Origin of the sequence: Paenibacillus sp. 1_12 (assembly GCF_900114475.1) — a bacterium.
In the GTDB taxonomy this organism is placed as follows: Bacteria; Bacillota; Bacilli; order Paenibacillales; family NBRC-103111; genus Paenibacillus_S.
On sequence record NZ_FOTE01000005.1, the window covers coordinates 255,896 to 275,370 of the forward strand.

Below are 19,475 nucleotides of genomic sequence, written 5' to 3' on the forward strand. Positions count from 1 at the left end.
TCTTTAAGCACCCAGCTTTTTACCCATATTGGATAACGGTTCAGCTAATGAATCTACAGCTTGACTGAGTTTTTTCGTTTGCTCCGGCTTCAACTCATCATACAGCACATATCCGCCATTCTTCTTGTATGAGGAAAGTTCAGTTGTCAGAGCGGTAAAGCGGCTCTCGATCGTTTTGGCCAAATCAGCATCCTTCTTCTGAAGCTCCGGCTTTAGCAGCTCGAATATTTTCGCGGCACCTTCTACATTTGCAGCAAAATCATACAAATCCGTACGGGAATACCTTTCTTCCTCACCGGTTACTTTTGTTGAAGATACTTCATTCAGCAGTTCAACAGCTCCGGTTAGCAGAATGCTCGGATCGATCTCAACGGTCTCCACTTTGGCACGCAGCAGCTTGCTGTCGCTTAAGAGAGTGTCCGCAATGGTTTCCATTCCTTTAGTCGTCTTATCTACCCATAGGCTCTTCTCAATGCGGTGATAGCCTTTCCAATCTTTCTCATCCACGTCACCTTCACGTGCGTCAATATTCGGGTCCAAGTCGCCGAAAGATTCAGCTATTGGCTCAATGCGCTCATAAAACATCCGCGCTGGCGCATAAAGCTCTTGACTCTTCTTCAAATCCCCAGCTTTTACCGCTGTTACAAATTCAGTAGTTGCTTTTACAAAGGCATCTGACTGTTCAATAACGTATTTACGGTATTGCTCTACCTCTTTTTTTAATTCTACACTCTCACTTCCAGGTTTTCCGATTTCTGATTTGGCTGTAGATTGAGCATCGTTAGAATTGAAGCTGCAACCTGAAAATAAAAGTGATGAGCAAAGAACTGCTGCTGTAATGACATTACGAGTCTGCATAAGAAAGGACACTCCCTATAATTAATGATGAAAACTAGTTCCGTTGAGAATTGATCTCAATAGAAAATATCATAGTTGAGAATAATTATCAATAGACCTTTTCCGTAATTTCAATGCCAATTATTACAATTTAAGGAACTCTTTTAAAAATTCCATTATTGACAATGCAGGTTTTGGGGTAAAGCTATCTTAGAGGTTGAATAGCTGCACCTGTATTATGAAATGAATACAAAGGGAGGCACTTATGATGAATAGCAGCGATACCGCACAATTACAAAAAATTCGCAAGGAAGAAAAAGAATACCACGAACAGTATTTCGAAGATCATAAGCTTTACGAGGAAGGCACCTGGCTGGATGAACCGGTCACTATCATATTGGACCTTGCCGATCAGGTAAACATTGGGCAGCCTATGAGTATTTTGGATTTGGGCTGTGGCGTAGGGAGGAACAGCATTCCTTTGGCACAAAAGGTCATGGCTGGCGATGGTCGTGTTATCTGTGTGGATCTGCTGGAAACAGCGCTTCAAAAGCTGAACCACTATAGTAAGCAGTATCAGGTACAGGATGTGATTTATACCGAACAGGCCGACATCAGCGAATACCAAATACCTGAAGGAAAATATGATTATATCATTGCCGCCTCCAGCCTCGAGCATTGTAAATCCGTTCATATGCTAAAAAAAGTTTTGGATTCCATGGTTCAAGGCACCAAGAGCGGGGGAATTAACTGTATCATTATGAACACAAATATTGAAGAATTCGATGCCAAGACTCTTAAGCCGCGGGAAGCTCTCTTTGAGGTCAATCTGGACATGGAAAAAGCATTAAAGCTGTTACGCAAGCATTACGAGGGCTGGAAGGAGCTTCACATTTCTGATGAGTCATTGGAATTGGCAATTGATCGCGATGATAAGCCCGTGCTGCTCAAGGCGGATAGTCTCACTTTTGCAGTTCGTAAACCTTAAACAAACAAGGATGAGGATGTTTGTATAATCAACAATGCCCCGGTGCTTGTGAATGAATCTCCAAGCGAACCGAGGCATTGTTTAATTTTTGGGAAGGTTATATCCGCGTTCATCAAAAGGCTGCAGCTTCTCGATCCATTTGGCTAGCATCGTTTCAAGCTCATGGTCGATATCCTGATAGCCTTCCGGCCGCTCTTCCAACAGCTCCAAAGTTTCAAATACGAACTCTTCTTTTCCCATCTTTTCCCATTCTTTTTCGAAAGCTTTATTACGCTCCATACCCATGCTCAGCTCGAACTGATGGCGATTCCATCGACCGTCCAGATTGCGGCTGCTGCCAATATATATTTTATCATTTTCCGTATTCCGAATCTGATAAATACCCATCGGACGTTTCGTTTCTTTATAAGCAAGCAATAATTCTTTTCTTTTTTCCTTTGACATCGTTGAAATTCCCTCCTTTACCCAATAAGCACTGCCATCAGGTTCTCTGTCCATCAATTCATACTCAATCATATAGCGGCGCAAAGTCACATAGTCCGGATACGCCTGCTCCAATAGCATGTTCACTTCTTTTTCTGTGTACCGCCTGCCTGCCTTAAATCTTGAAATCAGATGCTGCAATATGATAAATTTCTTCTTTTCCTTGCTTGGAAAGCTGGTTATCGGTCCATCAAGACCTTCTGTAAAATACTTAAGGATAGTATCCTTATACTCTTCGTCAGCTATAGCGAAGCTATGATCACGTACGGCAATTGGACGGTGAACTGCTCCTGAATGCTGCTTGGATGTGCGCTCGCTTTTCTTGGAACTAGAGCCGCTCCTTTTTTCCAGTAAATCCATAATGGCAACAAACAATCGAGCCTGCTTCTCCTTTTCGCGCAGAGCGAAGCGGTGATTACGTATGGTTGAAGCGCTGCCCCCATCCAGCTTGCTGACAATCTCGTTATCGCTATGTCCATCGTAAAACAGCTGCAGCAAGTTTTTTTGCAGGTCACTTAAACCGGTTAGCTTCTTATTTAACCCAATCAAATAATGAAACATCGAGCCATGCTCGTTAGCAATGTGCAGGTTTGTGAATTTTTCAGCTTCATAATAAAGCTCATCAGCTTTATAGATAATCCCTTTTTCAAACTGGTCACCACAAATTAGACAAATGAATGAATCTGTACTTTCATCTAACGTATAGCCTTGCTTCAGCTCCTCCAAAGGAACCCTCCACAGTAATTCAGACTCAAACATATATAGACGACACCTCAATTTGTTTATAAATATATAGATATATTAATATATAGTTTGTTTATTGTCAATTATTTGATCATACAAAGAAGCCTTTACCTTGTACTTCATCTCCAAGTGTGGAGAATACGCGTACATGATAACGGCTATATACTGTGGCTCTGTTTTAGTTGATCAAGACGTATACCAGGAAGGCATCAGTTTGTCAAAACCGGAGTGATCCTCCATTACGATACGATTGCGCTCCTGCATGGATTCCAGGCGATCCGGTACAACCTGAAGCGTCCACGTAATGTTAGGAAACAGCGTCAGAGCCGTATATAGAGCGTACAGCTGCCAAAAGCGCTCTGGAATTTCCTCATTAAAATAACCATGAATTTGTCCGACGGAGAATGGTATGCTCACTTGACGGCTGAAATAAGCAACTTTCATAAAATCATGGTAAGGATCTCCCCAGTCATAACGGTTAAAGTCTATCACTCCGGAATATTTACTATTGTGGATAAGCAGATTGCTCGGATGAAAATCATCGTGCTGGAACTGGTTCGGGCGGTCTGCCAGGTACTTAAGATTAGCCTCCACAAACCGGATTACTCTCGCTTCATGATCAATCTTGACCCCGCAGCCCTGGTATGCAGTAAGCTGCCTGTAATGCTTGGCAGTCCGTCTTGTATCCCACGATCCCAGACTCGTTGGTGCATCCAGTTGATGCATGAGCAGCAATTGGCGACCCGCCTCAACTCCTATCTGATATTGTTGATCAGACGTTAACGCTGGCAGCAGATCGGCTGCATCCTCGCCTTCCACATATCGCAGCACCATATAGCACAAGTCTAGCTCTACAATAGTGCCGAATTCTACAGGCTCGGAGGTTGTAACCTCTTGATTATATACTCGTTGAACAACTTCAAACTCACGCATTTTCTTCTCGCTTTGTGTTATCGGAGCCGTACGCAGCACATACACGGGTACAGATTCGTCCACATAGAGAAAGTATTTACCATCAAAAGAGAACCCTTTTTCGATCATTTGCAGCTTTTTGATATGTCGAAGAGAAGCTATATGTCGGTGAACAGCAGCCAGATCCATCTCAACACTCCTAAACGTACAGTTTATCCTTGATCAAGTATATTCATCTGATAGTTACTGCCATACTTTGTTATTAGTTCTTGCTGTTCCTCAGCTCTTTTCTTCCTCTTGCTCCATTTCGTTAAGCTGCCATAAGTGCCGCAGCTCGTCGCTAGTTTGCAGCAGCTTGTCAAGCGTACCTTCAGCTTCAATCTGCCCATCCTTCATGACGATAATATGATCGGCATGGGTAAGTGCAGTTTTGCGATGGGATATTACCAGGCAGGTTGCCTGACGCTGCTCATAAATCCGCTCCCACAGCTTGCGTTCGGTTTCAACATCCAGAGCACTCGATAAATCATCAAATACGAGCAGATCCGTATTGCGGACGAACATCCGGGCAGCAGCGGTTCGCTGGACTTGACCACCTGAAAGCTTTACGCCGCGTGGACCAATGATCGTGTCCATTCCATGCTGTAAATGCTCAACATCCCGCTCCATCACCGCAGAATGAACAGCCGACTTCAGATGAACAGCACCCTCCTCCTGACCGAGCAAAATATTTTTCTTCAAGGTGTCGCTATATAATCTGGGTACCTGAGGCGTATAAGCGCTATGCGGCGGTATGAAGAAATCACCGGGATGCTCCACCCGTTCTCCGTTCCAGCGAATATCGCCTGCATCCATAGGAAGCAGACCGAGAAGCGTGCGCACAAGTGTTGTTTTGCCTGAGCCGATCCGTCCTGTTATTACGGTAAAAGAACCTTTCGGCAGCTTTAAATGAATATTGCTGATTCCACGGCCTGTCTCGGGATAATGGTAGGTAAGACCGTTTACCTCCAGTAATTCCAGACTTGTGCCATATACGGATTCATCCTGCTTCATTTGGTTATTAAGATCAGACTCAGTGATCGATTCACGTAGATACAGCGGGTGATGCTCGGTTAGGGTTTTCTCATCAGCCCCCTGAATCAAACTGACCAGTCGTTCCTTGGCAACAGTGCTTTGCTTAAAGTAAGTCAGGAATTTCCCGAAGTTTTGGATAAATTGTGTAACAAAGGTCAAATAATAAACGAATAGTGCAAAATCCCCTACCGTAAAGCTGCCATCACGCATAGCTCCTGCGGCTAATAGTAAAATAAATCCGGTCCCGATATTAACAGAATTGGAGAAAATCGAATCCAGAATCTGTGTCAGCAAATGATCTTTAACCATCGCATGACGCCTATTGTCATTAAGCTTGCGGAACCGGTCAATAACCCTCTCTTCCGCTCCTGCTACCTGAATCGATTGTACGCTGCTGAACATTTCGCTGATCGCTCCGGTTACTTGACTCGTTGCCTCCCGACTGGCCGCACGATACTTCTGCAGCATTGTGGTTGCAGCTTGGGCAATCGTCACAACGACTACCAGCGGCAGAAATACCCACATCGTCATGGTCGCATTAATCCCATATAGAATGGAAAAGGATACAAGGGCAAAGCTTGTCATCGCGAAGGCATCGACCGACCAGCTTACTGTTTCTTCAACCTGCTCCACATCATCGCGAAAATTGCTAATGGCTTCTCCCGGCGAGCAAGGAATCGCTTTGGCTCCCGGCTCCTTCAAAATACGCGATAGCATATTTCTGCGCAGCAGTGCTCCAACCCGGAAACGGAACTGTACATCGGTAATAAATCCGAAAACAATCAGAATCGCACGTCCCAATGCCGAAGCGATCAGCAGAGCGATCAAGGTCCACACATTAAATCCATATAAAGAAGAACCAGATAAGGTATCAAAAAATTGCTTGGTCACCCAGCCGGGAACAATCGGGGCCAAATAGATAAGCGTCCAAGCAAGTGCATTAATGAGATAAAGCCAAATTCGGTAACGCGTTAGTTTAAACAAGAAGGCAAATGTACTCATGCCAGCATCTCCTCCATTCCGAGCACCAGCATTTGGCTATAACGAGAGCTGCTGTCCGCTGCCAAGGCGCTTCTCTCGCCAAATTCAACAATCCGCCCTTGATCAAGTACAAGAATATAATCAGCGCGTCCAATGGTTGCCAGCCGATGGGCAATTACCACACAGGTACGATTCACCAGCAATCGGTTGATGGCTTTCTCGATATGCTGTTCTGTGGCCGGGTCTAATCTTGATGAAGCCTCGTCAAGAATAATGAGTCCAGGATCAGACAGAAACACGCGAGCAAACGATAGCAGCTGTGCTTCACCTGCGGATAAGCCGCCCCCTCCTGACTCCAGCTGACTATCCAGACCTGAAGGCAGCGAATGAAACCAATCCTGCAGGCCAAGCTCCTCCAAGACATGAATAATCGCCTGATCCTCTACTTCCTGATCAAAGAAAGTCAAGTTATCTCTGACTGTGCCTTGAAAGATTTCAATATTTTGCGTAACCAATCCTACCCTTCCGCGGAGCTCCTGAAGTGTCGCATCACGAAGATCGACTCCTTCCAAATGAATGCTCCCAGAACGGGGATCATAGAAGCGAAGTAGCAGACGCGCTAGTGTCGTTTTGCCGCTTCCAGTGCGTCCCAGTACCCCGAGCACTTTGCCTCGCTCCAGATGTAGATTCAGATTATGCAGCGTCGTTATATCATCCTCATAACCGAACTCGACATCGTTGAACGTAACCGACAAGGCACCCTGTGGCAGCGGCAGGCCGATTCCATCCTGAATCTCAGACTCGGTTTCCAGCAGCTCTCGAACCCGTATGATGCTGGCATCGGCTTTTTGCAAATCCTCCATTTGAGTTCGAATCTTCTCGATTGGCTTGGCCATGAGCTCCGTATAATAGAAGATCATATATACGGTCCCAATCGTAATTGAGCCCTGTTTAAAGAGAATTGCACTTAAACCAAAGGCAACAGCATTCCCTATCGTAAAGATGACTAGGGTTGTAATCCACATCGAGGCCCAGCCAAGAAACGCCTTTACGCGCAGCGGCAGCCATTCCTTCAGCATCATATAAAAGCGATACATCACATAATTCGAAGCCCCATTGGCTCTCGTATCCTCAGTACCTTCCAGATGCTCCCCAAGAAAGCCATAAAATCTGGAGCTCATCTGACGCATATTACCCCAGTGCGGAACAGCAAACTTACGTATGTATTGAATGATATAGATCGCAAATATAACAAAAGCAGTCATGCTCAAGCCGATCACCCAGCCCTCGCGAAACAGCAAAATGAGCATCCCCACCACCAGCAGCAAATTGCTTAATAACGATACGACGAAATTCGAGAAAAAATTAGCTAAATTGTTGATATCTCCATCAACCCGCTCAATAATCGCACCAGAAGTATGAGACTTATGGAAGGACATATCCAGCTTCATACAATGTGCAGCCACATCGCCACGAAGCTTGTTGGTTGCAATCCAACCTACCGTCTCGCCAATATAAGTAGCCGCCACGGTTAAAGCTTGATGGAGCAATGAAACGCCAATGAATAAGAGTGCCGCATAAATAAGTGGGCTGGAGCTTTCCTGAGTTTGGGCTGTATCTATAAAATAACGGATGATTTGCGGATTTATCAGCTGCATCACGATACCGCCGATGAGCAGAATCCCCAGCACGGCCATACTTTTTCGCTGTGGTCTTAAATAGCTATTCAGCAGCCCTGTGTATTCACTTATCGGTATTTTCCGGCTCATTGCTTTCACTCCTGTCAAATAAATGTAATAAACAGTATGATGTCAACATTAGAGGAAGCGGCTTGGGACGTCAATGGATTTTTTGGATTCAAGCATTTGATCCCGCGATTCAATTATGGAAGCGCTTATAAATTTTCTTAAAAAAACACTATATTTTTGCAGCTTCATGCTATAATTGCTATAAATTTGTTGATTAGGAGCGTGCTGCATGGCGTTAAGGCGATTCATTCTTATTCGTATAGCAGCTTTTGTCCTGGTTGCTATGCTTTGTGCTGTTCTCAGTACTTCCTCATCAGATTCAGAGCGCACACATCCGCTGCAGCTTGTTGATAAAAATACGGATTGGTCTGTTGAGGAATTAAAACAAGGCCCTAATATTATTATCGTATTGAGCGAGGCCTTTTGGGACCTTACCCAAATTCAAGGACTCAAATTCAGCCGGGACCCGATCCCAACCTTTCATGCCCTTCAGGAAAAATATACGTATGGTACGATGCTTTCACCGCAATACGGCGGCGGTACTGCCAATGTAGAGCTGGAGGTGTTATCCGGAAATTCAATGCGGTTTCTTCCCCCTGATGAAATCGCTTATGAGAAGATCGATCATCCGGTCGATTCCATAGCCAGTATTTTGGGACGTCAAGGCTACAAGACCACGGTGATTAGTCCTTTTAATAATTGGTATGTAAATAGTGTAAACGTGTACAAGCGGTTCGGATTCTCACATTTTATTCCTTTGGAATTTTTCAATCCGGATGAATATGTTGGACCCTACATTGGCGATCATGCTGTAGCCAAACGGATTATTGAAGAAAGCAAACGCAGCAGTGGGCCTGACCTTATTTTTGCTAATACAATGGAAAACCATTACCACTATTGGTCCAATAAATTTAAGCGCAACAGTATTAATATTAGAGGCAATATGTCAGATGATGCGATTGCGATTCTTGAAACTTATGCACAGGGAGCCAGCGGCGCCGACTCCATGCTGAAGGAACTCGTCACTTACTTTGGTCAGTTAAAAGAACCTACCATTCTCGTATTTTTTGGCGACCATCTTCCTCATTTGGAGACAGACTATTATGTTTATCAGAAAAGCGGCTACATACAAGGGGAAGATGATCCAAACTTCCTGGAAAAGATGCATAACGTCCCGCTTCTTGTCTGGAACAATTATTTACCTGAGGGCCAAGAAACTCTGCGAATCAGCCCTTCCTTCCTGAGCCCTTATGTGCTTAATCTCGCGAAGCTGAAAGGCAGCAACTATACGGATTTTTTGTACAATCTATCTCAAAAGATTCCTGTTATTCCGCCTAAAAACTATTATGAGGCGATGAAGATCGATGAGAACGATCTGGTTGAGTATCAGATGCGGCAGCAAGCTATTTTGACAAAAGCTGAGGATGCCGAGGATGCTTCACAGCCGTACGAGATTGGCTATGGCGATCCGGTCATTGAGTCAGTAACGCCAGAAAGCATTGGTATGGGTGAAGGATTCGTAGCCGACTGGATCAAGTCTATGACGCTTTTAGTCAAAGGAGGACGATTCGGACAAGGCAGTGTATTGTTCGCGGACGGCGTCCCTCTTCCAACGGTTTGGCAAACAGAAGACAGCTTAAGCGCCTCACTGCCCAAAGAGATGGTTGTAAGTCCTGGAGGCCTGCAGCTGCAGGTTCGAGTAATGGACAGCCAGGAGCATGTGCTAGTCCAATCCCAGAGTTACATGCTGCCGATTACATCCAAAAAGCCATAAACCGAATTGAGCACCGAGTTCAGCTCTCATTAGTTAATGGCTTCATCTTTATACGCCTATTCTGTGTAAGCTGCAGCTACCGTTGATCGGTTAGCTGCAGCTTATTTTGTTTGCGAAATATAGCCGGGGTTATCCCCTTGCTTTCCTTGAATATTCGGGTAAACGTGTTATAAGAGCCATAACCGGTCTCTAAAGCAATGTCCAACACCGTCATTTCCGTAGCGATCAGCAGCCCGCAGGCCTGACGGATTCTTACCTCATGAACGAATGAAACAAAGTTCTGCCCAATCGTTTTTTTGAACAGCTCACTCAAATAAGGGACGCTGAAGCCAAAACGCTGAGCCAATCCCGATAATGTCACATCCTCGCGATAATGCTCGTGAACGAACTGAATCGCCTTCCAAATATCACCGTTCGCCCTACCCCGCTCTCTTCCCTCCGTCTTCACTGCCTCGCTCACGGAATCAACGAGCTGTGAACTTCTTCTCAGACGGTCAAACCTGACAAGGATTTCGGTCAGCTTGACCTTAATCAGCGCATGTCTCCATATTTGCTCACCCTGATATTCCGCATACAGCTCTTTCAATATTGCCTGAAATTGCTCTTGCTCTTCACAAGGCACCTGTACGTATGGCAGCAATTCACGTTCCCCAAGCCGCTCAACAGAACCTGGTAGCTGCTCTGTCGAATTGTATAAATGTATGCCAAAGTTGCAGTTATACAAACGCAGCGGATGCTCCTTCTCCGAGTGTATCGAATGAAACTGGTAGGGCATAACAAGTGTAAACGTCCCTGGCTCCATAGGGTGTTGGACTCCATTAATAATTTCGAACCCACGACCTTCAATGACATAAGAGAACTCCAAAAAATCGTGACGATGTGAGCCAAAATCCCTTTTTAAATGGTTGATCTGGATATGAAAGGGCAGCTCGGTGTCCATATTCGGATAATGGGTTAAATATACCGGTACAACGGTCATATGGCTGTCCACTCCTGCTGAACATCTATATTGTTCGTTCTTAAATAGGGTACTAGTTTTATACGAGTACATCTTACTATATAATGAAATGGTATCACAACTTAATTCAATCGGAGGTTCCTTACAATGAATACAAATGAGAAAATCCGCCTTGGCATTATTGGGGCGGGCAATATCGCTAACGTGCATATTACTATGTTCAAGCAGCTACCTGCTGAAGTGGATATTGTTGCCGTAACCGATTCCTATAATCCACTAGCACAAATGCGTGCTGCCGAGTACAATATTCCCAAATGCTATATGACCTCTGAAGAGCTAATTCATGATCCCGATATTGATGCTGTCGTCATTTGCGTTCCGAATCAATGGCACGCCCCGCTGGCTGTACAAGCCTTAAGAGCAGGTAAGCATGTGCTCTTAGAGAAGCCTATGGCCATTGATGTTCCTTCTGCCCGCGAAATCGTCAAAGCTCAACGTGAAACAGGGAAAGTACTCATGATCCCTCACCAAATGCGTTGGGAATGGCTTCCTCTTCAGGTAAAGGAACAAGTAGACAAAGGTGCACTTGGTCAAATCTATAATGCCAAGGTTGGCTGGCTCCGCCGCAAAGGCATTCCTGGCTGGGGCACTTGGTTTACCAAGCAAGAGGAATCCGGGGGCGGACCCCTCATTGATATTGGTGTGCATATGCTCGATTTGGCTTTCTTTTTCATGGGAGATGTAAAGCCGGTGTCTGTATACGGTGCGACCTATGCCGAATTCGGTCCCAAAAAACGCGGAATTGGTAACTGGGGCACCCCTAACTGGAACGGCACTTTTAATGTAGAGGATCTGGCTACCGCTATGATCAAAATGGACAATGGAAGCACTTTGACCATTGATGTCAGCTGGGCAGCTCACATGGATACCGACAGCAAGCAATTCGTCCATTTGATGGGCTCTGATGGCGGCGCTTCGATACGTGGTACTGAAGGCAAGCTGCTAACTGAGACGTTCGAGCGTGCAACCGAGGTAGAACTGATTACACCAGCGAACGACGAAGGCGGGCGCATTAGGCTCAGCCGCCATTTTATCGAATGTATCCGCGAAGGCAAGGAACCAACAACCTCGGCTATGAGTGGTTTTACCAATAATCTCATACTTGATGCGATTTATAGATCTTCACAAACAGGGCATGAGGTCATTCTTGACTGGTCGCTTTAACCTAGTATAATCACTTCTTCTGAAAAAATGGGATAACCTCCGTAAAAAATGAAATGTTTTTTGCACGCTTACATTTTATGATAAATGAAGCAAGTAAAATTCTATTTCATAGTTAAGCGGAGGCTATTACCATGACCATTAATAACAAAATAAGGCTTGGCATTATCGGATCAGGCAATATTGGTAACGTTCACATGAATATCTTCAGTCAATTGATGGATGATGTTGAAATCGTTGCTTTAACTGATTTGAATTACCCTTTAGCGCAAAAGTGCGCTGCCAAACACGACATTCCAACCGTCTATAAGACCAATGACGAACTCATTCTAGACCCCAACATTGATGCCATTGTTATTGGTGTCCCTAATCAATGGCATGCCCCGCTTGCCGTACAGGCTCTGCATGCAGGTAAACATGTGTTATTGGAAAAACCGATGGCTATCAATGCTCAAGCTGCGCGGGAGATCGTCAAGGCACAGCGCGAAACCGGCAAGGTGCTGATGATTCCTCACCAAATGCGTTGGGACTGGCTGCCGCTGCAGGTGAAGCAGCAAATCGACAACGGCTCCATTGGCAGCATCTACAATGCTAAAGTCGGTTGGTTCCGGCGTAAAGGTATTCCAGGCTGGGGTACTTGGTTTACCGATCACCAGCAATCCGGCGGCGGTCCGTTGATCGACATCGGTGTGCATATGCTCGATTTGGCATTCTTTTTTCTTGGCGATGCCAAACCAGTGTCCGTATTTGGTTCAACGTATGCTGAATTTGGTCCAAAAAAACGGGGAATCGGTACTTGGGGAACTCCGGATTGGAACGGAAGCTACAATGTCGAGGATTTGGCAACAGCATTGATCAAGCTGGATAATGGCAGCACATTGTCCCTTGAAGTCAGCTGGGCAGTACATATGGATACGGACAGCAATCACTTCATTCATTTGATGGGCTCCGAAGGCGGCGCTTCAATCATTGGCAATAAAGGCAAGCTGCTTACCGAAACCTTTGAACGGGCTACCGAAGTAGATTTGGTCACTCCCGAAAAGGATGAAGGCGGACGTATACGTTTAAGTCGTCATTTTGTCGAGTGCATCCGTGAAGGCAAACAACCGGATACCTCGGTCATGACCGGCTTTACGAACAATTTGATTCTGGATGCGATCTACGAGTCTTCGCGGACAGGGCACGAAGTTATCTTGGATTGGAACATATAAAACGAAGAAGGAGGAAATCAGCATGTTAAAAGCACTTACACGAGCTGGTATCGGCGCTGTAGGGAGTATTCAGGACTTTGTGCGCGCCGCGGCAGCGCATGGATTTGAAGCGATTACAGCTGGTGGCACTGAACTGGAGGAATGGATAGCTCTAGATGGCGCCGAAGCTGTGAACAGCTTTCTTCGCGAGCAGTGCATTCAGATCGGCAGCATCGGGCTGTCCGTGCAGTGGCGCAACAGTGAAGATGAATTCCGCAGTGGACTTACCCGTCTGGCCAAGGATGCCGAGGCTGCGGCTGCGGTGGGCTGCACAACCTGCACTACCTACGTTTTGCCGTCCACAGATCACAATGCGGCACATTTCATGGCACTCGCGACCCGTCGTTTACGCACCTGCGCACAAATTCTGGCACCTTACGGAATCAGTTTCGGACTCGAATTCGTAGGTCCACACCATTTGCGCACTCGTTGGGCCAATCCTTTTATCTGGGGCTTGCAGGAAACTCTCGATTGGATTGATGCTATCGGTGAACGCAATGTAGGTCTGTTGTTCGACAGCTACCACTGGTATACGAACGGGCTGAGTGTTGACGATATCCTGCGGCTAAATGCCAGTCAAATCGTATTGGCACACATCAATGATGCACCTGATGTTCCCTTGGCCGAAGTATTGGACAACGAACGCCTCTATCCAGGAGAAGGGGTCATCGATTTGGCTGGTTTCTTAAGTGGACTCAAGCAAATCGGATACACCGGATTGGTAGCACAAGAAATATTGACGCCACAGCCTTCCACAGAACCAAGCTCCGTGCTGTTGAAGCGTTCCCAAGAAGCATTCAACAAAGTATATACAGCGGCTGGCTTACAATAGTCTGACAGATTTCCGGTAATGCAAATGAAAGATACAGATCAGAAGAGACTCACACGATGAGTCTCTTCTTTGTGTTCTTACGGATTCAGCTTGAACCATTCTTTCATTTTTCAATACTTATCAATCATAAAACCTCGAATCATTATAACTGCAAAGCCGATGCAATTACATTCTAAACACCCATTGCTTTAAATTTACCAAGTAAATCCTGCCTTAGAGATTTCTTCTCGTGGCCATCCAAAAAAGCGGAATCTACTCCGTTCATTACCAGCGCGGAAAGCTCGGACAGAGTAAAACCAAAACGCTCGTGCAGAACCCGATATTCCTTCGTAATATTCGTTCCGGATACGATCGGATTATCTGTATTGACGGTTATTTTAATCCCGCGATCAAAGTAATCACGAATCGGATAAGCTTCCCAGCTTGCGACAGCTTTCGTTTGAATATTACTAACTGGGCACATTTCCAAAGGAATCTGCTCTTGAATGATCATCTCCAGAATTGAGGCATTCTCTCTCAGCCTGACACCATGACCGATTCGGCAAGCTCCAAGATTCGTCACGGCCTCTTTAATATTATCAGCCCCTGCCGCTTCTCCAGCATGGATCGTGACGGGAATCCCAAGTTTGTGCGATAACGTGAACACCTCCCGAAACAGCTCGGGACCATATGAGGCTTCATCTCCGGCCAAATCGACAGCTGCCAAGCCTTTCCCTATATACGCAGCCGCAGCTTCGATCACTTCCATGTTATTTTTATTTGAATGATTCCTCATACAAATCACAATAACTTTCGCTTTAATGTGAAATTTCTGCTCACCACGCTTAAGTCCTTCAATAACATAATGAATCGCTGCTTCCACAGATAATCCGTTGTTCCGATGGAGTTGAGGAGCGAATCGCACCTCAATATAAGCACAATTATGAAAGGCAGCTTGCTCAACAATTTCAAAAGCTACGCGTTCCAATGCTGCCCCCGTTTGCAAAAATCGGGTTGTAAAATCAAATTTACTCAGATACTCAGCCAGACTGCTGCAGTTCTCATCAACCTGCATATAAGGAAGCAGCTTCTGTGTGTCATATACGGGCAAAGAAATCCCTTGCTCCTCAGCAAGCTCGAGAATAGTTGCAGGATTCACGCACCCATCTAGATGCAGATGAAGATCAACCTTTGGCAATTGCTGCACGGCATCGTCAATCATATCTCTTTCCAAGTTGATCACTCCTTGTTCACGAATATAAATAATTTAACTAACTATAATCAAATGTGATGTATGTGTCAATATATTTTACATCATATTCAAAAAGTAAGTTTTGATGTTACTTTATTATTAATAAAGTAAATTTTGGTCAAAATATATTCCTTTATGTTACATAAATGTTATAAATTATTGTATCTTTATGAAGAACAAGCTCCTTAAGAATTTGAACACTTTATCAAAGATAAGCTAGCTTGCACTAAAAAAGACCCCTTGCGAGGTCTCTGAAGAGCTTGTTGTTCAATTGCAAATCAACTATTTCAGTTCGATTCTCAAGAAGGCTCAGTAACGATTTGCCAGAACACACCATAAGGATCTTGAAGCCGACCAAACATGGATCCCCAAAACATCTTTTCGAATGGCATGATCACACTGCCACCTTGCGACAAACCCTCAAATACTTGGCGCGCTTCCTGTTCTGTTTTGTATTCCAATCCGAGATCGAGTCCACCCCCGCGCTTGACGGGTTCGGAAACCGAATCTGCCATAAACAACACAAGGTCTGAAGTTTGCAGTACAAGGTGCATGACCTTGTCTTTCATTTCATCACTTACATTAGGGATCTCCGCAAAAGTCTGGACACCTACAATTTTTCCACCCAATGCTTTGGCATAAAATGCTGCTTGCTCTCTTGCATTTTCACAATAAATGTACGGGTACAGCTTGGCCATTCACGAACCACTCCTTCACGTTTTTGAGAATATGACTATCTAGCTTATGTGTTGCAAATTTTGTACTTTGATACATGAATGGGATGTCCCATAGCATTGTTCCACTGTACGAAATAATACCACTGAATAGTCGCAATATCCAGTGAGCAACATTTCATAATCTTGAGAATCCAGGGTTGAAAAATGTAAGCAGTACATTCATAAATTCTCAATGGAAAGGGATTAATTGATTAGGACGTGTATGTACACCTAAGCAAGCCCAACGATAATCGAAGCAAGCGTTAATAAAGAAACGGCTTCCCTGATTTCGGAAAACCGTTCATCTTTAAGAGGCATGAAAGTTACTTCTTCGTCAGCAGATACAGAAAATAAGGTGCACCTACAGCAGCGGTAACAATACCAACAGGAATATCTATGGGTTGAGCAATGATCCGCCCAATCGTATCCGAAATCAGGACTAGAATAGATCCAATTATCGCCGCTGAAGGCAGTAGCACTTTGTAATTTCTGCCAATTGTTAATTTGGCCAAATGGGGTGCGATTAATCCCACGAAGCCAATACTTCCAGCAACAGCTACACAAGAACCCGCCAACCCTACTGCAGTCGCCATCAAGATGGCTCTTTCCTTTTGCACAGACAGTCCTACCCCTGCCGCTATTTCCTCGCCCATATACAATAGATTAATCCGGTGAGCCTTATAGATTGCAAAAGGTAGCAGTACGACCAACCAGATTAACACCGCGAGCACATATTTCCAATTCGTCCCCCAGATGCTGCCTGACAACCATATTTTCACAAAATCATAGTTGTAGGCATTCATTCGATACGTAAGAAATAACATAGCTGCACTAATTCCGGCTCCCGTAGCAATTCCCACAAGCAGTAGACGCATCGGGATAATCTTACCATCCTTGTAAGCCAAAGCAAAAACAAATAGTGCCGCCGCCGCTGCACCAATAAAGGCCATCATCGGAAGCATGTATACCGGTGCCAATTGGATTTTTCCATAAAAATAGGCAATGTACACCACTACGCCTAAACCTGCTCCTGCGTTAATACCAAGTATGCCTGGATCAGCCAACCCGTTTTGCGAAATGCCCTGCATGATGGCGCCAGATACAGCAAAACCAGCTCCTACCAGCATCGCTATCACAATCCGTGGCAGCCGAATATCGAACATAACAATAGAGGATTCCATCGTACCATAACCCGCTAATGTCCGAATAACCTCTAGCGGAGCGACTCTAATTAAACCTGAATTCAAGCTGATCAGAAACGCTGCAAACAGCAGTATGAACAACAACATAAATTTGCCAATCAGCTTCGGTGAACTCGTGCGATTTCTTAACATTGGGTTGATCATAAGCTGCCCCTCCCTCCCCTTCTTGCCAAATAAAGAAAGAAAGGAACCCCCAACAATGCTGTCAGGATTCCGACCGGCGTCTCCAAAGGAGGATTAACCCAGCGCGAAACCGTATCCGCCATCAATAAAAACCAGCCTCCAAACATACCCGAGCACGGAATCACCCAACGATAATCAACACCGATAAGAAAACGTGTCACGTGCGGAATAATCAAACCGATAAACCCAATCGGCCCCGCTACAGCCACCGCTGCTCCTGTAAGCGCAAACACCGTAAGCGCACCCAAGAACTTGACCCACTTCACTCTCTGACCCAGTCCGGTCGCGACTTCTTCCCCCAGGCTTAACATCGTGATATTTCTAGATATCATTAAGGACAAGACCAGACCGACCACTGCCCAAGGAATAATCGTCCATACATGCATCCACTTCACACCCGCTATACCGGCAGCGTACCAATACATCACCTCTTGAGCAATACCAAAGTAAATTTGGATACCTTCCGATAAAGCAGCCAGCAATGCACTAACCGCCGCCCCTGCCAGAGCAAGCTTCACATGTGAAACATGCTCAGAACCCTTGAATGCGGCCAGCATTCCCACCCCGTACACTGTCATGGCTCCAAAAGCTGCTCCAAGCATGGAGATCACGATCATCAATTGATAGGACAAATGCGGCAGGAACGCAAAACCAAGCACAAGACCAAAGCGTGCCCCAGCCGACACCCCTAATAAGCTCGGACTGGCAAGTGGGTTCCGTGTCATCCCTTGCATGATTGCTCCGGACACAGCAAAACAGCCACCGACAATAATTGCCGTGACGGCTCTTGGCAGACGCACAGATAGTACTGTATAGTGCTGTACCTGATTTTCATCATAATGCAGTATGGCCTCCCATACCGTAGACAATTGTATATTCGCTGCCCCCGTCGTTATGAACAGCAGCACGCCAATGATCATCCCGACGCTTAACAGCAAAATAAGAAAAGAAGGGCTTAGCCTTCTTTTCTTAGCTTGATTCTGTGAAGCCGATGGATCAGAGTAAGTCCGAGATGCATGGATTCGAGTGTCACGACTCATCCGCCCAATAGCTCCTTATTAATCTCATCCACAAATATGTTATACATAATCAAACCGAAGCCTGTTTTGGTACCACGAATGGGCTTCATGTACATATGCTTATTTTGCACGGCTTTAAGGTTTTTCCATAACGGTGTGGCAATCGCCTCATTCATTTTGGCCACATAGTCCGGTACATTTGTGTCTAACAAGAAAATATGATCGGGATTGATTTCCGGCAGCTTTTCAAGAGCAATTTTAATTTCGCCATCTTCTTCAGGCAATCCGGCAGGGTATTTCAGGCCAAGCTGCGTGTAGGCAATTTTGCCAAGCGGACTCTTGTTCCCCATTACACGAGTGTCTTTGTCCGTTACCTTCACAAATAGAACCGTTTCATTTCCCAATTTCGGAACCAATTTCTCTTTTAAAGCTTTTGTTTTATTATCAAACTCTTGCAGCTTGGTTTTGGCTAACGCTGTTTTGCCAACTGCCTCCCCTACGCTCAAAAAGACTTTATTCCAATCCTCTTCCATATCCTTGGTCGCGTATACGAGTGTCGGTGCAATCTTGGATAACGCCGGATAAGACTTAGAATGATTCTTTTCTTCTCCGAAAATCAGATCAGGTTTTAACTGCAGTACCTTTTCCAAATTGGGTGCGGACGATTGACCTACAGATTCCGTTCCCTTCAGTAAAGGTATGCTATAAGGCTCAAAGTCACCAGCTTCTCTCACGACTGAACCCACAGAGGTAATCCCAAGAGCTAGTAAATGATCGGCAAAATGCGGGGTTAGTGCGACAACACGTTCAACACGCTCTGGAACCTCGGTTTGACCCATAACATGAGTAATCGTTGTCTTTTTCTTCTCAGCGGGTGCTGCTGCAGGAGTTGCAGCTGGTGTTGTGGCAGCCGCTGTTTCAGCTGGCTTTGCAGATGGCTTAGCAGCTTCCTTCATCGTGTTTTCGTTCGATCCGCAAGCACTTAATAAAATCGATAATAAAAATGTAAGAACGATAGCAAAGGAAATTCTTGTTTTCATCATTTCGACTATACCCCTTATAATATGTATTGATAATGATTATCATTAGCACAAGTATAGTTTACAAATTCTTAACATGTCAATAGCCAAATTTCAATTTATTCGATAACTCATTGTTAATACGTCCTTTTTTATGCAAAAAAATATCAAGTTAAGTACAAGAAAAAAGATCGCAGACGCTGTTGCTCCTGTTGCACCTGCTGTCCCTGTCGACTCCAACTTCTCCCTCTGGTCCTGGAGGGCCTGGAGGGCCTGGAGGACCGATAAATTCCCACATAGTCT

General features: G+C 45.1%; 16 protein-coding genes. 5 read left to right on the forward strand and 11 right to left on the reverse strand.

The window, feature by feature from the left end; all coding sequences use genetic code 11:
• Positions 1–3: 3 nt before the first annotated feature.
• Positions 4–858, reverse strand: a complete 855-nt coding sequence (gene efeO / locus BM210_RS13815) for an iron uptake system protein EfeO (protein ID WP_091169029.1) — start codon at positions 856–858, stop codon at positions 4–6.
• A gap of 244 nt (positions 859–1,102) precedes the next feature.
• On the opposite strand from efeO, the gene BM210_RS13820 reads away from it, so the two are divergent.
• A complete protein-coding gene (locus BM210_RS13820; protein WP_256223594.1) occupies positions 1,103–1,825 on the forward strand; it encodes a class I SAM-dependent methyltransferase in 723 nt (240 codons plus the stop codon).
• 81 nt (positions 1,826–1,906) lie between these two features.
• Here BM210_RS13820 and BM210_RS13825 read toward each other — a convergent pair whose 3' ends face one another.
• The 4 genes from BM210_RS13825 to BM210_RS13840 form a co-directional block, all read right to left on the reverse strand.
• A complete protein-coding gene (locus BM210_RS13825; protein WP_091169035.1) occupies positions 1,907–3,067 on the reverse strand; it encodes a DUF2087 domain-containing protein in 1,161 nt (386 codons plus the stop codon).
• Positions 3,068–3,238: 171 nt separating this feature from the next.
• Positions 3,239–4,153 (reverse strand): aminoglycoside phosphotransferase family protein, encoded by a 915-nt coding sequence (locus BM210_RS13830; protein WP_091169037.1) that lies wholly within the window; start codon positions 4,151–4,153, stop codon positions 3,239–3,241.
• 90 nt (positions 4,154–4,243) lie between these two features.
• Positions 4,244–6,040 (reverse strand): ABC transporter ATP-binding protein, encoded by a 1,797-nt coding sequence (locus BM210_RS13835; protein WP_091169039.1) that lies wholly within the window; start codon positions 6,038–6,040, stop codon positions 4,244–4,246.
• Entirely contained in the window at positions 6,037–7,788 is a 1,752-nt protein-coding gene (locus BM210_RS13840) for an ABC transporter ATP-binding protein (RefSeq protein ID WP_091169042.1), read from the reverse strand. The genes BM210_RS13835 and BM210_RS13840 overlap by 4 nt, the downstream gene beginning before the upstream one ends.
• Positions 7,789–7,996: 208 nt before the next feature.
• On the opposite strand from BM210_RS13840, the gene BM210_RS13845 reads away from it, so the two are divergent.
• Entirely contained in the window at positions 7,997–9,541 is a 1,545-nt protein-coding gene (locus tag BM210_RS13845) for an LTA synthase family protein (protein WP_256223595.1), read from the forward strand.
• 76 nt (positions 9,542–9,617) lie between these two features.
• Here BM210_RS13845 and BM210_RS13850 read toward each other — a convergent pair whose 3' ends face one another.
• Entirely contained in the window at positions 9,618–10,520 is a 903-nt protein-coding gene (locus tag BM210_RS13850) for an AraC family transcriptional regulator (RefSeq protein WP_177237799.1), read from the reverse strand.
• Between the two features lie 126 nt (positions 10,521–10,646).
• Here BM210_RS13850 and BM210_RS13855 point away from each other — a divergent pair, with 126 nt between their 5' ends.
• From BM210_RS13855 to BM210_RS13865, 3 genes are all read left to right on the forward strand, one after another.
• Positions 10,647–11,723 (forward strand): Gfo/Idh/MocA family protein, encoded by a 1,077-nt coding sequence (locus BM210_RS13855; protein WP_091169046.1) that lies wholly within the window; start codon positions 10,647–10,649, stop codon positions 11,721–11,723.
• 131 nt (positions 11,724–11,854) lie between these two features.
• Positions 11,855–12,931: a Gfo/Idh/MocA family protein gene (locus BM210_RS13860; protein ID WP_091169049.1), complete on the forward strand. Its 1,077-nt coding sequence runs from the start codon at positions 11,855–11,857 to the stop codon at positions 12,929–12,931.
• Positions 12,932–12,953: 22 nt separating this feature from the next.
• Positions 12,954–13,802 (forward strand): sugar phosphate isomerase/epimerase family protein, encoded by an 849-nt coding sequence (locus tag BM210_RS13865; protein WP_091169050.1) that lies wholly within the window; start codon positions 12,954–12,956, stop codon positions 13,800–13,802.
• Between the two features lie 172 nt (positions 13,803–13,974).
• Here the strand turns inward: BM210_RS13865 and add are convergent, their stop codons facing one another.
• The 5 genes from add to BM210_RS13890 form a co-directional block, all read right to left on the reverse strand.
• Positions 13,975–15,024, reverse strand: a complete 1,050-nt coding sequence (gene add, locus BM210_RS13870) for an adenosine deaminase (protein ID WP_371263475.1) — start codon at positions 15,022–15,024, stop codon at positions 13,975–13,977.
• Positions 15,025–15,332: 308 nt separating this feature from the next.
• Entirely contained in the window at positions 15,333–15,731 is a 399-nt protein-coding gene (locus tag BM210_RS13875; RefSeq protein WP_091169053.1) for a VOC family protein, read from the reverse strand.
• A gap of 341 nt (positions 15,732–16,072) precedes the next feature.
• Positions 16,073–17,095, reverse strand: coding sequence for a FecCD family ABC transporter permease (locus BM210_RS13880; RefSeq protein ID WP_091169055.1), 1,023 nt, complete (start codon positions 17,093–17,095; stop codon positions 16,073–16,075).
• Positions 17,092–18,174: a FecCD family ABC transporter permease gene (locus BM210_RS13885; RefSeq protein ID WP_091169057.1), complete on the reverse strand. Its 1,083-nt coding sequence runs from the start codon at positions 18,172–18,174 to the stop codon at positions 17,092–17,094. Before BM210_RS13885 ends, BM210_RS13880 begins: the two co-directional genes overlap by 4 nt.
• Positions 18,171–19,196, reverse strand: coding sequence for an ABC transporter substrate-binding protein (locus BM210_RS13890; protein ID WP_091169060.1), 1,026 nt, complete (start codon positions 19,194–19,196; stop codon positions 18,171–18,173). The genes BM210_RS13885 and BM210_RS13890 overlap by 4 nt, the downstream gene beginning before the upstream one ends.
• Between the last annotated feature and the right edge of the window lie 279 nt (positions 19,197–19,475).

Excerpts from the sequence above, each read along its gene's own strand:
- efeO (WP_091169029.1), bottom strand. The coding sequence starts at position 858 with ATGCAGACTCGTAATGTCATTACAGCAGCAGTTCTTTGCTCATCACTT.
- BM210_RS13820 (WP_256223594.1), top strand. The coding sequence starts at position 1,103 with ATGATGAATAGCAGCGATACCGCACAATTACAAAAAATTCGCAAGGAA.
- BM210_RS13825 (WP_091169035.1), bottom strand. The coding sequence starts at position 3,067 with ATGTTTGAGTCTGAATTACTGTGGAGGGTTCCTTTGGAGGAGCTGAAG.
- BM210_RS13830 (WP_091169037.1), bottom strand. The coding sequence starts at position 4,153 with ATGGATCTGGCTGCTGTTCACCGACATATAGCTTCTCTTCGACATATC.
- BM210_RS13835 (WP_091169039.1), bottom strand. The coding sequence starts at position 6,040 with ATGAGTACATTTGCCTTCTTGTTTAAACTAACGCGTTACCGAATTTGG.
- BM210_RS13840 (WP_091169042.1), bottom strand. The coding sequence starts at position 7,788 with ATGAGCCGGAAAATACCGATAAGTGAATACACAGGGCTGCTGAATAGC.
- BM210_RS13845 (WP_256223595.1), top strand. The coding sequence starts at position 7,997 with ATGGCGTTAAGGCGATTCATTCTTATTCGTATAGCAGCTTTTGTCCTG.
- BM210_RS13850 (WP_177237799.1), bottom strand. The coding sequence starts at position 10,520 with ATGACCGTTGTACCGGTATATTTAACCCATTATCCGAATATGGACACC.
- BM210_RS13855 (WP_091169046.1), top strand. The coding sequence starts at position 10,647 with ATGAATACAAATGAGAAAATCCGCCTTGGCATTATTGGGGCGGGCAAT.
- BM210_RS13860 (WP_091169049.1), top strand. The coding sequence starts at position 11,855 with ATGACCATTAATAACAAAATAAGGCTTGGCATTATCGGATCAGGCAAT.
- BM210_RS13865 (WP_091169050.1), top strand. The coding sequence starts at position 12,954 with ATGTTAAAAGCACTTACACGAGCTGGTATCGGCGCTGTAGGGAGTATT.
- BM210_RS13875 (WP_091169053.1), bottom strand. The coding sequence starts at position 15,731 with ATGGCCAAGCTGTACCCGTACATTTATTGTGAAAATGCAAGAGAGCAA.
- BM210_RS13880 (WP_091169055.1), bottom strand. The coding sequence starts at position 17,095 with ATGATCAACCCAATGTTAAGAAATCGCACGAGTTCACCGAAGCTGATT.
- BM210_RS13885 (WP_091169057.1), bottom strand. The coding sequence starts at position 18,174 with ATGAGTCGTGACACTCGAATCCATGCATCTCGGACTTACTCTGATCCA.
- BM210_RS13890 (WP_091169060.1), bottom strand. The coding sequence starts at position 19,196 with ATGATGAAAACAAGAATTTCCTTTGCTATCGTTCTTACATTTTTATTA.